General features: G+C 54.8%; 12 protein-coding genes. 2 read left to right on the top strand and 10 right to left on the bottom strand.

Annotated features, from left to right (window positions below; translation table 11 throughout):
* Positions 1 to 107: 107 nt before the first annotated feature.
* The gene (locus HG15A2_RS03785; protein WP_145057993.1) at positions 108 to 1,187 is read right to left on the bottom strand and encodes a 3-isopropylmalate dehydrogenase; all 1,080 of its coding nucleotides are present in this window, start codon (positions 1,185 to 1,187) and stop codon (positions 108 to 110) included.
* A gap of 228 nt (positions 1,188 to 1,415) precedes the next feature.
* Between HG15A2_RS03785 and HG15A2_RS03780 the strand changes: the two genes are divergently transcribed.
* A complete protein-coding gene (locus HG15A2_RS03780) occupies positions 1,416 to 1,991 on the top strand; it encodes a hypothetical protein (protein ID WP_145057991.1) in 576 nt (191 codons plus the stop codon).
* Positions 1,992 to 2,311: 320 nt separating this feature from the next.
* Complete coding sequence (locus HG15A2_RS03775) at positions 2,312 to 3,154, top strand: class I SAM-dependent methyltransferase (protein WP_145057989.1); 843 nt, start codon at positions 2,312 to 2,314, stop codon at positions 3,152 to 3,154.
* A 51-nt stretch (positions 3,155 to 3,205) separates the two neighbouring features.
* Here HG15A2_RS03775 and miaE read toward each other — a convergent pair whose 3' ends face one another.
* The 9 genes from miaE to wecB all read right to left on the bottom strand — a co-directional run bounded on the left by miaE (position 3,206) and on the right by wecB (position 13,937).
* Entirely contained in the window at positions 3,206 to 3,781 is a 576-nt protein-coding gene (miaE, locus tag HG15A2_RS03770; RefSeq protein ID WP_145057987.1) for a tRNA-(ms[2]io[6]A)-hydroxylase, read from the bottom strand.
* A 91-nt stretch (positions 3,782 to 3,872) separates the two neighbouring features.
* The gene (locus HG15A2_RS03765) at positions 3,873 to 4,673 is read right to left on the bottom strand and encodes an SDR family NAD(P)-dependent oxidoreductase (protein WP_218932306.1); all 801 of its coding nucleotides are present in this window, start codon (positions 4,671 to 4,673) and stop codon (positions 3,873 to 3,875) included.
* 21 nt (positions 4,674 to 4,694) lie between these two features.
* Complete coding sequence (locus HG15A2_RS03760) at positions 4,695 to 6,059, bottom strand: hypothetical protein (RefSeq protein ID WP_145057983.1); 1,365 nt, start codon at positions 6,057 to 6,059, stop codon at positions 4,695 to 4,697.
* 122 nt (positions 6,060 to 6,181) lie between these two features.
* On the bottom strand, positions 6,182 to 7,129 hold the full coding sequence (locus HG15A2_RS03755; RefSeq protein ID WP_145057981.1) for a sulfotransferase family protein: 948 nt from the start codon (positions 7,127 to 7,129) through the stop codon (positions 6,182 to 6,184).
* A 63-nt stretch (positions 7,130 to 7,192) separates the two neighbouring features.
* Positions 7,193 to 8,395: a glycosyltransferase family 4 protein gene (locus HG15A2_RS03750; protein WP_145057979.1), complete on the bottom strand. Its 1,203-nt coding sequence runs from the start codon at positions 8,393 to 8,395 to the stop codon at positions 7,193 to 7,195.
* 42 nt (positions 8,396 to 8,437) lie between these two features.
* Positions 8,438 to 9,322, bottom strand: a complete 885-nt coding sequence (locus tag HG15A2_RS03745) for a sulfotransferase family protein (protein ID WP_145057977.1) — start codon at positions 9,320 to 9,322, stop codon at positions 8,438 to 8,440.
* Positions 9,322 to 10,572, bottom strand: coding sequence for a glycosyltransferase (locus HG15A2_RS03740; RefSeq protein ID WP_145057976.1), 1,251 nt, complete (start codon positions 10,570 to 10,572; stop codon positions 9,322 to 9,324). The genes HG15A2_RS03745 and HG15A2_RS03740 overlap by 1 nt, the downstream gene beginning before the upstream one ends.
* 201 nt (positions 10,573 to 10,773) lie before the next feature.
* Positions 10,774 to 12,294, bottom strand: coding sequence for an MraY family glycosyltransferase (locus HG15A2_RS03735; protein ID WP_145057974.1), 1,521 nt, complete (start codon positions 12,292 to 12,294; stop codon positions 10,774 to 10,776).
* Between the two features lie 503 nt (positions 12,295 to 12,797).
* Positions 12,798 to 13,937: a non-hydrolyzing UDP-N-acetylglucosamine 2-epimerase gene (wecB, locus tag HG15A2_RS03730; RefSeq protein WP_145057972.1), complete on the bottom strand. Its 1,140-nt coding sequence runs from the start codon at positions 13,935 to 13,937 to the stop codon at positions 12,798 to 12,800.
* Positions 13,938 to 14,151 lie beyond the last annotated feature (214 nt).

The following is a 14,151-nucleotide window of genomic DNA, read 5'->3' as shown; positions in this document are numbered from 1 at the left end:
TTGGTGAGACAGTCAGCGGAAGTTCCTTCTCTGGGGAGTCTACTGAAGCAGTTCACACATGCAAAAACTGATGGCGTCAAGGTGCTTCATGGTCCGCATAGCGAACCCTACAGCGCGTCGCTCACCATGCGCCCAATTTCGTCGGTTCCAAAACCACTACGGTCCAGACTCTTCCCTGCGAATTTCGGCGTGACCTTTTTAACGGCGGCACCGATCTGTTCGCCACATTTGACTGCCGCAGCATTGCCTTTGATGCGGCCCGTTTCTCGCAGCAACAAACCGAGTGAATCGATCGTGGCGATAGGGTTTGCGAGATTCTGACCAGCGATATCGGGCGCGCTACCGTGGACCGGTTCGAACATGCTTGGTGCGGTGCCACCGGGGTTCAGGTTGCCGCTACTGGCGATCCCCATACCACCGGCGATGGCTGCACCTAGATCGGTGATGATGTCACCGAACATGTTGGGCACTACGATTGTGTCGTACACCTCCGGTTGGGCAACCATAAACATGCAACACGCATCCACATGGTGGTAGCCAGTTTCGATATCGGAGTACTCCTCGGCTACTTCCTCGAAAGCGCGATGCCACGTGTCGCCGGCGAAATTGAGTACGTTGGTCTTGTGTACTAGGGTTAGATGCTTGCGAGAGCGCGTGCGAGCCAGTTCGAAGGCGTAGCGAATGCATCGCTCCGCGCCGAAACGTGTGGCCACCATCGTTTGATTGGCGACCTCCTGGGGCGTGCCTTTGCGAACGATGCCGCCTAGGCCGCAATAGAGGTCCTCGGTATTCTCGCGCACACAAACGAAGTTGATATGTTCGCTGGTCTTGTCCTTCAGTGGGGTATCGATGCCCGGATAGAGCGTCACTGGGCGAAGGTTGATGTACTGGTCGAGATCAAACCGCAGCTTGAGTAGGATCCCCTTTTCGATGACCCCACCGGCGAGACGAGGGTCGTTGGGCAGCCCCCCGACAGCACCTAGCAGGATTGCGTCGAATTCCTTGAGCTTCGCGACATCCGCATCGTCGAGAATATGACCCGAGTCGAGAAAATGCTTGGCTGAGAAAGGGAAATCGGTAGTTGTGTAGCTCAAATTGTTGGCTGCGGCAACTGTTTTGAGAACTTCTAGGCTGGCGCCGACCACTTCAGGTCCGATGCCGTCGCCGGCGATGACTGCTATTTTCATTGGTAATTGATGGGCAAGATTGAGGATTGGGAGACGTAATGGCAATTGTAACCCGTTACAAAGCCCCGGACGAGCCCGTGAACTGATTGACCGAGCGGACGCTGCCTGTGTAGACTGAAGGGACCAAAAAGCAGGACACGAGCACGCCGATTGCGGCAATCTGAATCTAATCTGAATTTCTTCAACTGAATTTCTTCAACTGGGAGCAATCTCCCGAAGGACGCAGCGATGAATTTAGGGCGAACCCTTGTGGGTGCAATCGTTGGTGCAGCTATAGCTATAGGCATTTACCTTGGCATTCGAGTCGGCATGGAGAGCCAGGCGATTTGGTTTCCGATTATCACGGGAATCCTCGTAGGCCTAGGCGTCATGAAGACCGACAGTGCTCCTCCTAAAACTGCAAGTTACGCACGCGGCGCGATCGCTGGCTTAATTGCAGCTGGTGCAATTTATGGAAGTGACGTGATTGCACAAGAAGTGATGACCAGCAAGGCCGCTAGTGCCGCGCAGCCCGCCAAAGCAGCATCCGCCCCGGCAAAGAACGACACCGAAGAGGAAACCACCGAAGCGGCGGCAGAAGAACCCGTTGAAGAGGTAGTCGCCCAAAAACGTGACAGCGGCACGGCACAAACCGGCAACATCGGTGCCCCCAAGTCGCTAAACAAAGATTCGATGTGGCCATTCATCTCGATGGCTGGTGGCATCTTTCTAGCGTACGAGCTGGCTCGCGGTACGGCACCAAAGACGGTCGTCGAGACCACCGAAACCCCCGTTCCCGTCGATAACGACGAAGAAGACGCCTAAACATACCAATAGTTTATTGGAACGAAATCAGTAGGGGGGATCCCAGCGTGCTGGGCTCTCCCTCTGTTTTTGCGCTGTGAAGAAATGCCACGATAAAACAGCAGAAGTGCGTGTTAACTGTGCATGCGTGCTAGGGGCTCGCCTACGGCGATGATCGAAGAGTAATGGGCTGCGAGAGGCTAGCAATGCGTTTGGATCTCGAAAGCAGTTGCCTCCCTGAGTCCGGTCTCGCGACATAGGGGCGGTATGGGATGGTAGTCGCTGCACCCCTCGGGCCACAGCCGGTATCTTGAATTGCCCGCACTCGTTATATTCGATGAATGATGACTAGTTCCGATGACAACAATCCTACACAGCCAGCTCCCAAGGGCGTCCTTGAGCCAAGGGCGGCGCATGATGCGATTGGGTTCAGCCAATTGCAAGCGGGGTACAACTTCTTAAACGTCTCGTCGTATGGCCGCGTGCTGAGCAACTTAATCGTCGAGGAAATGCAGCGCCGAGCCAACCCCGAAGGCAGTCAAGTCCTGGATGTCGGCTGTGGATGTGGCATCGGTAGAGATGTCGATTTCCAGTGGGCAGTTCGGGAACACCTGGGAGTCGAGCAAGGCGGAGCGTACTGGGGGATCGAGCCTGACGATGCGATCCACCCCGTGGAAGGACTATTCGATAATTTCCAGCACGCGCTCATGGAAACCGCACAGCTTCCTGAGAATCAGTTCGACGTAGCCTACTCAAGCATGGTTATGGAACATGTCGAGAAGCCGGCGGCTTTCTTGACGGCCTTGGAGCGTTGCTTGAAGCCTGGCGGAGTCTATCTGTTTGCGACCCCCAATGCGCGCAGCTTCGTGCCCTGGATGAGTTGGGCCATGCATCGGCTACGCATAGATGAGGTGGTGCTCAGACTGGTTCGCGGAAAACAACAGGTCGAAGAGTATCATTACCCCCTACAGTTTCTCTTTAACTCTCCGCAGCAAGTGGCAGCTTGCGCCGAACAACACGGGTTTCTTCCACCGAAGTGTTCGTTCATCGAGGGGACGGGGGCCTATAGTTACTTCCGCGGCCCTCTCAAGTTGCTAAAGCCACCCCTCCTGGCAAAGAGAAAGTTCATGCAACGACCTGACCGTCTAGCGACTCTGATCGGCCGGCTTGAAAAAAAATCGTAAAGCGTAAGGAGAAGCGGGTCGAAGTGTGCTCACAGCCGAGTCACACGCTCCTTAGCTGTGCATGCGCGCCAGCGGTTCGCCTATTGCGATGACCTGGGCTTCGAGTGCCGCTAGTTCGTCGAGACGCGACATGACCTGCTCCTCGGATGCGAAGTGTTTGGCTAGCCGGGTGTAAGTCGAATGATGTCGTGCTTCCGATTCGAACAGGCTGGCGTAGAATTCCGACAGCTCGGCATCTTCTACATGCTGAGCAAGCGCGTGGAAGCGCTCGCAGCTGCGTGCTTCAATCAAGCCGGCTACCAGCAACCGATCTACCGCCCGCTGTGGCTCTTGCTTGCTGACGAGATCGTTGAGCTTGCGGCCGTACTGGCTGGGCTTGAGCCGACGAAAAGCGATTCCACGTTTCTCCAGTAGGTCGAGCACCATGTGAAAGTGCTCTAGCTCTTCGTTGACGATCTCCGTCATCTCCCTGCACAGATCACGATTTTCCACGTAGTGGAAGATAAGGTTCAGCGCCGTGCCGGCTGCCTTTTTCTCACAGTGGGCGTGATCGATTAGCACTTCGTCGAGATGTGCATCAACCTGGTCAAACCAGCGGGCATCAGTTTCAGATTGCAAGTGGAGCATGGTGGGAATTGGGGAGTAGGAGTGAGGGTTGATCTGAGCCGAGATGCATTAGTACTCGGGCCATTGAATCCTGTTAACTTACCGAGCCCTATTAGTTTATGGAGCTAAGTTTTTTGCTCAACCTGTTTGCCAGCCACTGTGGGGCGAGGCGCTTGAGTCGCCAGTACCAACGGGCGCGACTACCTGAAACTGCGTAAAGCTGCTTGCGATCTACGGCTCGAAGCGTTGCTTCAGCCACCTCGTCTGCGGTAAGAGTTGCGCGATCGGCATAGCTCTGAGCCTCCTGCCGGAGCGACTCTTCAGAGAAAGTACCCCGCTCGACCAATGGAGAAGGAAAGAACCCCGGCACGCTTACCGTAACACCGATTCCGTGTGGCCGCAATTCGGCGTAAAGCGATTCACTCAGAGCAATGACGGCTGCTTTGGAACTGGCATATGCCGCCGTGGCTGGCGGGGACAAGAAACCCGTAATAGACGCCACATTTACGATGTGTCCGCTGCCGGAGCTCTTCATCCAAGGCACGACGGCTTGGCAACCATAGAGCGTGCCGAAGTAGTTGATCTGCATGACTCGCTGAAATTCCTCTGGCGGGACTTCGTGAACTTCTCCGCCGGAAGCGACTCCTGCGCTGTTAACCAAGAGATCGATCTTCGGGTTTTCGCGTTGTAGCAATCGAATCAGCTCGGACCACTCCTCAATGCGGGAGACGTTCAGAGCACGAACTTCGCAGCCTTGGCCCGATCGGACATCGAGTCGCGCGAGCATTGCTTGAGCCTTAGGGGGGTCGTTGTCAGCGAGTACAACTCGCCACTCTCCAAGACTAAGCAATTGCTTTGCGAAGGCAGCGCCTAGAGTGCCCCTGCCTCCTGAGATCAAAGCCAGTTTAGCCACGGCATACACCCGCTTTACGACCTAGACATCTAACGAGACCGAGCGCCGTCGACGTGGAGCGGCTAGTTGCCAGTTGGCTCGTGGGTACTCTAGACCTGTACCGGTGATCAGCCGACCTACGAAGGCGATAAGCAATCCGGCAATGGCAGACAATATGATCTGCAGTGTGAAGGTACCAATGTCACCTCGCGTCCAGCCAATGAGATGGCCACTCATGGCCGTAAGCATACCCAAAATATAAGGATTGCCAGCCTGCCGAACGAGCAATTCGTCGAAGAACCTTAGACTTACGCCGACTAGCAACCCATAGAATACCAGCATGTGAAGTCCGCCTTCGTGAAATCCATGCCCTACAATGCCGGGACCCCAGGTTGCCCTGGTCCTTGCCGTGGTTTTCTTGGGCAATGAATAGCCAAGTCCTACAGGCTTATTCTCCCAGAGAGCGCGCGGAATGGGGTTGGAAAGGACAAAATAGACGGTGTGAAAGGGCTCAGGTCGGTAAGCATCACGATAGAGGTGAATTGCAGTCAGGGAGACCTGCACAGCATTCTGCCCCAGCATGGCATCGACGTCGGAGTTGAACAGCTTGGACGGAATCAACTTGATCGCTTCGAACGAAGACGCAAACGTACGCTCGGTCTTATCACCACGGCGGTCGAAGTGACGAACCACCGTGTAGGCGGACAGCGCTAGGAAACCTAGGACGCCAATCCCTGCAATCACGCTTAGAGTGAGTTTCGGTTTTCGGTATCGCAGGCTAAGCCAGTACAAGCAAATGGGGATTGCGGCCAGAACTGCAACAAAGCTGCGTCGACCGCCACCGCCACGAATAGCCAGAAGCATGGAGAACAGCAACACAGCCAGCAGGCCAGCAATCAGGATCGGGTTTTTTTTCTGCCGATACCATGCTACGAAAGCGAGCGCCATCGCGAACGAGGTTCCTTTGTTGCCAATGTGTACGATGCTTGAGCTAATGCCAACAATGTTCGGAGGGAATGCAGAAACCAATCCCATGAGCAACGCGATGCCTAGCATGACGAAGAGGGTCGTGCCTGAGGCGCTTGGCCACTTTCGAAAATACTTTCCCGCAAGTCTTTTGGGGAACTTAATTAAATGGTAGGACGCAAACATCGTGACAAAGAAAACAATCGCACCGCACATGAACAGCATGTAATCGGAGCGTTCATACTCAAGTATCTTGAACTTCTCACTAGAATAGCCTGAAACCAACCCAGCAATGCCGACGAAGTTGATCGAACCCAACAAGAAAATATTCTTCGCAGTGATCAAGTCGCTGCGACGACGTATGTAAGGAACCAGAATCGCCAGCCCCAGTACTGCGATGAGTATCCAGCTGAAGAGAATAAGTAATTTTTCAGGGGGCATCGTATACCTACTCGATTCTTGTCGCGTTCAACGACAACCATTTGGTTTAGTAAATTTCAGAGCGGAGCATCCTGCGGGTTGCTAGCAACAGGCAGAATCTAGGCTAACCCCTAGATTATAGCCTAGTTAATTGAGCTTTCAGCACTGGCGTCGGTTCCAAGAGGCTTTTCATAATCGTTAGAATCGTCCCAGGCCGGTATTTTTGTCCCTAGTCGTTTTTCAAGTCGCCGGACATCCGCTCGATAGTAGTCTTTAAGCTTTTCCCGCAATTCGCTAGACAATTGGGGGGCCTTAGCCGGAAATAGCTTCGCCCAGAGGGTCCGATCGATCAGGACGTTCGTCCGATAGGCCAGCTTGGCGAGCAGGCCAGAGCGGCGTTCAAAAAATGAACCACCATGCAGGCTGACTCGAAGCCAGCGGTCAACACTCTCCCAAAGTTTCAGGCGAGTGAGCGAATAGCTCGCTGCCATGGGCCGCCTGCGCTGAGAAGTCGGCTGAAAATCGCTCCGCACGTGGAGGAACTCATAGAGCCTAGAAAGCACACCCTGAGCGTCGCGTTTCACTTCGTCGAGAAGAATGACTTGCATCTGTTCAGGTTGAAAGCACTGATCGTAAGCTGCTAGGTGTTTGGCATAGAGTCCGAATGTCAGCACTTCTGCGGCGCGTGGGTACTGGTCGTACTCCCCTGCAAGAATCTTCGCCAAGCCGGTCTCCACGGGGACAATTGGCAGGAAGCCTGTCTTCATATAGTGAAAATAAGCAGACACGGCGCGATCGATGGGATGTCTCAAGATGGCAATCAGCTTGGCATCCGGGAAATGTCGATGCAACCTCTCCGGGCAATCCGCTAAGCCGAGCAAGTTGGGTCGCTTCATCCCGATCAGCTGTCCTGGCTGGGCGGATTGAAAGTGCCGTTCGAATTTCCCCAGGTTGGCTGGATCGTAAAGCTCGCCATCGAAAAAAGCCACCTCGTAGGGCGGCATAAAAATCTCTGGGTGCTCTTCCAGGCACTCGAGTAGGAACGTTGAGCCCGCCTTTTGAGCACCGATGACTACGAATTGCGGCAACATCTGCTTTGAGGACTCCGACTGCTTTGGGAGGAGTGGAAGCGTTTCGAACCGTCCAGCAAGGAGTCAGTCCGCTAACGATCGACAATACCGCACAGCAGCAGCCATGCCATCGACCATCGTTTCCAAGTTAAATTTCTCTGCAATGGTCTTTTCAGCATTGATGGACATGCTGTGACGAAGTTCCGGCTCTGAAAAAATGCGACTCAATGAATCCGTGAGTGAATCTACGCTGCCGTGTTGAAACAGCAACCCGTTGACACCATCCTGCAGGGCTTCAATCTCCGGGTTGTGACTGGCGATATCGTCGCCGGTGACCACAGGAAGTCCATATCCCATAGCGTGCAACAGACTGAGCCCGATATTAGCAGGGTAGCAGAAAGCATCGGCCGACAGGAACCAAGGGGCAACTAACTGTTCGTCATAGATCGCTCCAGGGAACTGAACGTGCTGCTCCAAACCGGCTTGACGAACTAATTCCTCAAGTCGGCGGCGTTCTTCATTCTCCTTTCCGATCAGGACAACCCGTAGGCTAGGAAACTCTTTCTGCAATTGAGCGGTCGCAGCAATGAGCAGGTCGGCTCGGTTTGCGGGATCGAAACGCGAGACGTACAGTAGGACGGGACCTTCAGCGAGGCCGTGTTGCAGCCTAAATTCTTCGAGCTGCTCGGGTTGCGCAGCCCAGTGGGCCTTCGCTTTTATGATGGGCGCTTGATCGAGACTATTTAGCGCAACGAACATCCGCTCTTCGGGCCAGCCTTCGGAGCGAAACTGGGTGGCCGCTTGCTGATTGTAGAACAGGAGGGCATCGGCCAATTGCGCAACCCGCTGGCGAATGAACTTCCTCACTGGCGATTCTTGCTTAGAGTAGGCATGCCCCCACAGGATAGTTTTCACACCGGAAAATTTTGCCTTGAGCAGCGCCGGCACTAGACTCAAGTAGCGCACATTCCAGACAAGAATCGCAACATCAGCCCGCTTTCGACTGACAGCGCTACCCTGCGCGGTATGCCAAAGCAGTTCCGTGCCCAACACTCGGTACTGTCCGAGAGGGACGAGCTCCGAACGAAACCCTTCTGCTGCTACGTTGGGGATTCCATCGAGGTCGCCATAGAGCAGCTCGAAATCAATTCCATCGCGCCCTGCCAATTCGCGAAAGACGGGCACCCGGTACTTCGCAAGAGACGGCTGCTGCATAACGACGCGCGTCGATATTCTGGCCTCTTCCTCGCCAGCGGTAGAATCGTCGATATTCGTCTGCATAGTCATAGTTTAGTGCACTGCAAGCTGACAAAGTCATTGACAAGCGAACTAGCGAGGCCAGTCGTAATCGAGCCACTGCATCGTCGGCTCGATCCATTTTCGAAGCAGAACCAAATCCTCCGCGGTAGCTGCCGATCGCCGGGCTGTGGCGAGTTTGGGGTCGATAACTTTTTGGAAGTTTTCGATCACCGCATGCTCGTCTTCAAGTTCGAGGAATCCGAGCACCCTACAGAACGTCTCCAGGCTGAGCTCCTCCAGCTTGATCTCGTTATAGCTCTCCTTGGCAAATTGAAGGCCATCAGCGCGGGCCGCCTCGACGCAGGCCCTCCACTGCTGGGCGGCGACCTCTAGTAAGTCGAGTTCTTCCACCATGCCGCGCAGTCCTGGAAGTCGAGGTCCCCAGAGATTCTTGCCGACCACCTTCGTTAGAGGCCTGGGGGCTAAGCGCCGCAAGACTTCCATGGCATAGTAGGGGATTTGGCGCAGCTTGATTTCTCTTAGTCGCGCCTTCCATTTACCTGGCATGACATGCTGGGTGCCCTGCGAAGCATTCTGCCAAAAACTGCGGATCGATAGCGACGAATCGATACCATTTCTGGTGATGTGAACGAGCTTCGCGTCAGGCAGCACGCGCAGGACAAAGCCTAAACGAAGGGAATTACTTGGCGTTTTCTCCAGCAATCGCGTCTTGCCCGATTTGCGAATCTGCTCCGCAAAACTTTTGCGAATATGTGCAATCACCTCCGGTCGTGCATCCTCGGGACGCAATGCATCCGATTTACTGTCGTTCCCGTAGCGCCAGGTGAGCCGTGGCTCTTCTACTTCGTGCAAGGAGGGATGCGCCGCGATGAGCTGGCCTAAACGGGTCGTGCCAGAACGGGGTGCGCCGACAACTACGATCGGCCTGGTCAGCAGTTGATCGTCAGACTCCACTAACTAGCTCCCGAGGACTTGAATCGAATTGCCTGCTCGTAAAGTTCCAACATTTGATTGACGACGCTCCTCGGATCGAGCCACTCCAGAACATGCTGGCGACCTCGCTGCCCGCGGCTTAAAAGGCTAGATTGCTGATTGTTATCGATAGTTTCGTCACTGGCATTCTTCAAAAGAGTTCGCAGCGAGTCGGCAACAGACCCGGCGTTGATTTCCGTGATCACGGCACCACCCCCTTCCAGTTCCTTCCAAATGTCGACCCCGAAGGTGGTCATGACGGGTGTGTTGCAGAGCATCGCTTCGACGGACACCAGACCAAAATTCTCTTGGCTGGTGGGCAGGACAAACACGTCTGCCGCTTGATACAAGGATAACTTCAGTTGGTCGCGAACCATTCCCACGAAGTGGATATTTCCTGAAATTCCAAGCCGATGTGCTCGTTGTTTCAATTGTTCTAGATAACCCGGCTCGCCGGGGCCCGCAATCCATACTTTGAGATCGGGGAAGTCTGCTGTCAGGGAAGCAGCGGCGTCGATGAGCCGTTCCACACCTTTTTTCACGTCGATACGACTCAAGAACAACAGGTTGTAACCTGGTTCGCTGAGCTGGGGGAAATTCGCTCGGGCGTCGGCTTCTCCCGGCAGCGATTGGTACTGCGACGTGTCGACCAAACAGGGCACGACGCCCCACCGCGCAGCAGGTGCGTGCTTTTGGGACTGTCGTTGCTCTTCCTGTGCCGTGCAATGAATCACGGCAGCCTGCTCGAGCAAGCGGGTGCCTCCCATGCGAAGGTACATTGCCTTTTTCCATTTCCGCCTGGCAAAGCACCAGTCGTCTAGCATTCCGTGGAGTGTGAGCACATAGGGCTTGTTCAGCTGGGTAGCCATCTTTCCCAATTGCAAATTGCTAGGTGTCCAGGGCGTGTGGAGGTGAACCACGTCGCTCGCTCGAACGTGCTCGCTAATTATTTGCAGATCACTTGCGCTGGCACGCTGCAACGGACCGGACAACGGACCCAATGGTACGACTTGTGGCAGGCTGGCACTTTCTGTTGATCCTTGGGTTGCATCGCTCCAACTTTCCGGGCAGTCCTTCGCATCATGCGTCAGGAGCGTAATCTCGTGACCACCCTCGGCCAGTGCGGACACGACGTCGAGTACTGCGCGAACAACTCCTCCCAGCTCCTCATCCACTGCGGGGAGATAGTGCAGACAACGTAGGGGTCGACGGGGTTCGGAGAACGGTTCCATAGAATATTTCAATAAGTAGGGCCGTTGCTCACGACAGTCTCTCGTCTAATGATTCAGCGTCGCACCGACTGGAGACCAGGAGCAAGGCAATGAAGCTCAACTGCAGTCTGGCTTGTGGCGTCTGTCGTGCAGTAAAAGGTCCGGTCGCCCGAAAGCATTCAGCCTTTTATCTCGTAGAATTCACAACTCCTAGACTTCGCATTAGCCGTCTCCGACGGCCGAACTCGACCCCGCGACGGCGAGCGCAACCTCTGGGGTCACGGCTGTCTGGATGTGGGATTCTAGCAAGCAAGTGATCTCTTTTTCCAGCGGTTCCAGCATTTCTGCGAGACGTTCGATCGTCCGGCAATAGGAATCGCCCTCTTTTCTTTCGCCCACCACCGTAAACTTGCCTACCGAGTGACCAGCCGAAAACAAAGGAAGTTCAGTACGCCACTGCTCGCGGCGTTCGGAATTAGTGGGTCTGCGCCAAGTGGCATGATAGCCTTCTTGCACCGCTGCTAAGTTAATGTCAAGACGCGCTTCAACCAACTGCATCTTTTCTGCGAATTCGGTAACTGATTCCCACAGCAAGTTCCATTCGCGTGTGCCTTGCAGTCGAAACGACTCGCTCTGGGCACTATTCATTCGCACGGGTGTCAGCAGCTTATAACCGAGGGATTTCGCGCGGGTAGCGAGCATCAAGAATTCCACATGGCCGAACGCCTGAGTGAGGATCAAAATGCAAACAACAATAGCAACGCCTGCTAGTGCGAGCAGATCGCTGTGCATGAGCATGCTCAATACTGCGCCAACACAAGTAACACCGCAGCAAACGGAGACCACAGCAAGCACTTTTTTATTCGTGCCGAATCGACTCATTAGTCGATGGTGCAAATGACCACGATCGGTGGCATAGATACTGCGACCGGTCATTTTCCGCCGCACAATGGCTGCCATGGAATCAAACATGGGCAGCGCCCAAAGTGCGATTGGGGCGGCCATGGCAACTGTCGCTGTGCCCTTCATCGCTCCTTCGATCGAAAGCGTGCCTACAACCAATCCGATAAGCATGCTGCCCGCATCGCCGAGGAACATCGTCGCGGGCGGGAAGTTGTATTTTAGAAATCCGATCAAGCCAGCTGCTACTGCAACCGCGATCAACGCCACGTCCATTCGGAGGGGATTGGATACGGTGGTTGCCATAGTGGCAATCGCAATACAAAGGATGATGCCGATCGTGGAAGCCAAGCCGTCGATGCCGTCGAGCAAATTAAGCGAATTAATCGCGCCGAGTAACCAAAACATGGTGAACGGAACGGCCAACACGCCTAGTTTCACTCGCCAGCCAAATGCGACGAACTCCGGGATCAACAGACCAGAGGTAATGAGCATGAGTACGCCCAAAATTTGCCCCAGCAACTTGTATTTGCCCGGCATGCCGTAACGGTCGTCGTATAGTCCCAGCATGACCATCCACCCGCCAGCCAGTGCCAGCGAGCCCATGGTGCTTGATGCGTACTCGCGAATCTCAGGGATGAAGAGGAACGCACCGACCAAGGTCACGATGACCGAAAGATAGACGGCCAGCCCGCCCCCCAGGGCGACGTGTCCCTCGTGGTACTTATGATGACCGTCGGGACTATCGACAAAGCCCCACTTGCGTGCAGCCCAGCGTACTAACATTGTCATCAAATAACTGACAATGACTCCAGCACAGGCGATTGCAAGAAGTTGCTTCATGAGTTCTCGGTTCCTAGCTTCTCAAATTCCGCTTCCTAACCGCCTGCCGCATGGGACGCGACAAATCAACACGGTTACACTTCTCACTCTGAGCAACTAGCGGACCATTTGCGACGTGAGAGGATTGCTGCCGGCGTCTGGAACGGATGTTCCCCCGGCGATTGAGACCGCCGATGACTCCGCATATCCCGCGGTAAACCTTGGTAACACAAGGGTTTAACGCGAAAACAGGAACGCCTCTCTGCGATATCCTCTACCCCATCATCACGGTAGCAAAAGCCGGGGTGCTGTCAATCAAATGGTATGCGGACTCGTCCGTGATGACAATTCGCAACCTTTTGCGGGATTACGCGTTGTGCAAGCGCAGCAAGGGCTGCAAGCAGGTTTGTAAGGGTTACAGGGACTTTAGAGCTGAAGCCAGGGACAGAGAATCCAGATAAAGGGGCAGAAAAGGCATCTCCTTTTTTGAACAGGAGGCAACAAAGAGAACAGAGTTGAGCAGCTCATGATTGCAAGAATTCACGCACCCGCTGCACAATGCGCTCAGCCGCTTGGCCATCGCCGTAGGGATTGGCGGTTCGAGCCATGGCTTGATGGGTGGCCTCGTCGGTGAGTAATGTCATCGCTTCGCTCACGATGCGATCTGCATTGGGTCCGACAAGCCGGACAGCCCCGGCTTCTACGCCTTCGGGGCGTTCGGTCGTGTCGCGCATGACGAGCACCGGCTTGCCCAAGCTGGGAGCTTCCTCCTGAACGCCGCCAGAGTCGGTGAGTATCAGGCGACTTGCCCGGGCGAGCGCCACGAACTGCGTATAAGGTTGCGGGGCGATTAGCCGCACGTTCGCTAGATCGGCAAGTTGCTTGTGAACCACGTCCTTTACGCGTGGGTTCAGATGAACTGGGTACACGAGCAGCGCGTCGGGCCTCCGCGTGGCAAGCTCGCGAATCGCGTGGCAGATTTGTAAGAATCCTTCGCCAATGTTCTCGCGTCGGTGCCCGGTGATGAGAATCATCTCGCGCCCGATGAGTGATTCGCCAACAATTTCTGCGAGTTCTGCCGCTAACGAATCAGCAACTTCGGGCTGCTCCTGCCTCGCTACTTCCATGAGTAACGCGTCGATGACTGTGTTGCCGGTGACCAGAATGCGCTCGGCCGGAATGCGCTCGGCGAGTAGCGCATCGCGGGCCGTATCTGTTGGGGCAAAATGCAGATCGGCCAGCGGGCTCACCAGTCGGCGGTTGGCTTCTTCCGGGAATGGCGACTGCATGTTGCCTGTACGCAGGCCGGCTTCCACATGGCCGATCGGGATCTTGTTGTAGAAGCTAGCCAAGGCCGCGCAGAGCACCGTAGTTGTATCGCCTTGCACGAGCACTAGATCAGGTTTGATCTCGGACAGGGTTTCATCTATGCGAGTGACAAGTCGCGAAGTTAAGCCGGCGAGCGTTTGATCCTTTACCATCACGTCGAGATCGACATCGACGGGAATGCCGAATAGTTCGATTACCTGGCGAATCATTTCGCGATGCTGACCGGCATTGACCACTACGGGCTGAATTCCTTCCGCTGCATTCAAGGTAGCCACGACAGGGGCCATCTTGATTGCTTCGGGGCGAGTTCCTATGAATACGGCAACTTGATGCATGGCGAGGGGAGAGAGTTAGGGGGAAGAGGTTAAGAGCATGAGAGTGAGATCACGAGTGAGAAAGGTGCAGTGCTATCATTGTTAGCAGAATTTGGGTTTGCAAATCAGGGCTCGCATTGTGGGTCGCGACTAAGGCGCTAGCGGCTCTCCGATTGCCTGATTTTTTACTAGTTGCTATCGTGGTCGCTTCATCGGAATATCGAACTACGACTGC

The organism is Adhaeretor mobilis, assembly GCF_007741515.1.
GTDB lineage: Bacteria > Planctomycetota > Planctomycetia > Pirellulales > Lacipirellulaceae > Adhaeretor > Adhaeretor mobilis.
This window is presented reverse-complemented; position numbering and strand designations above follow the sequence as displayed.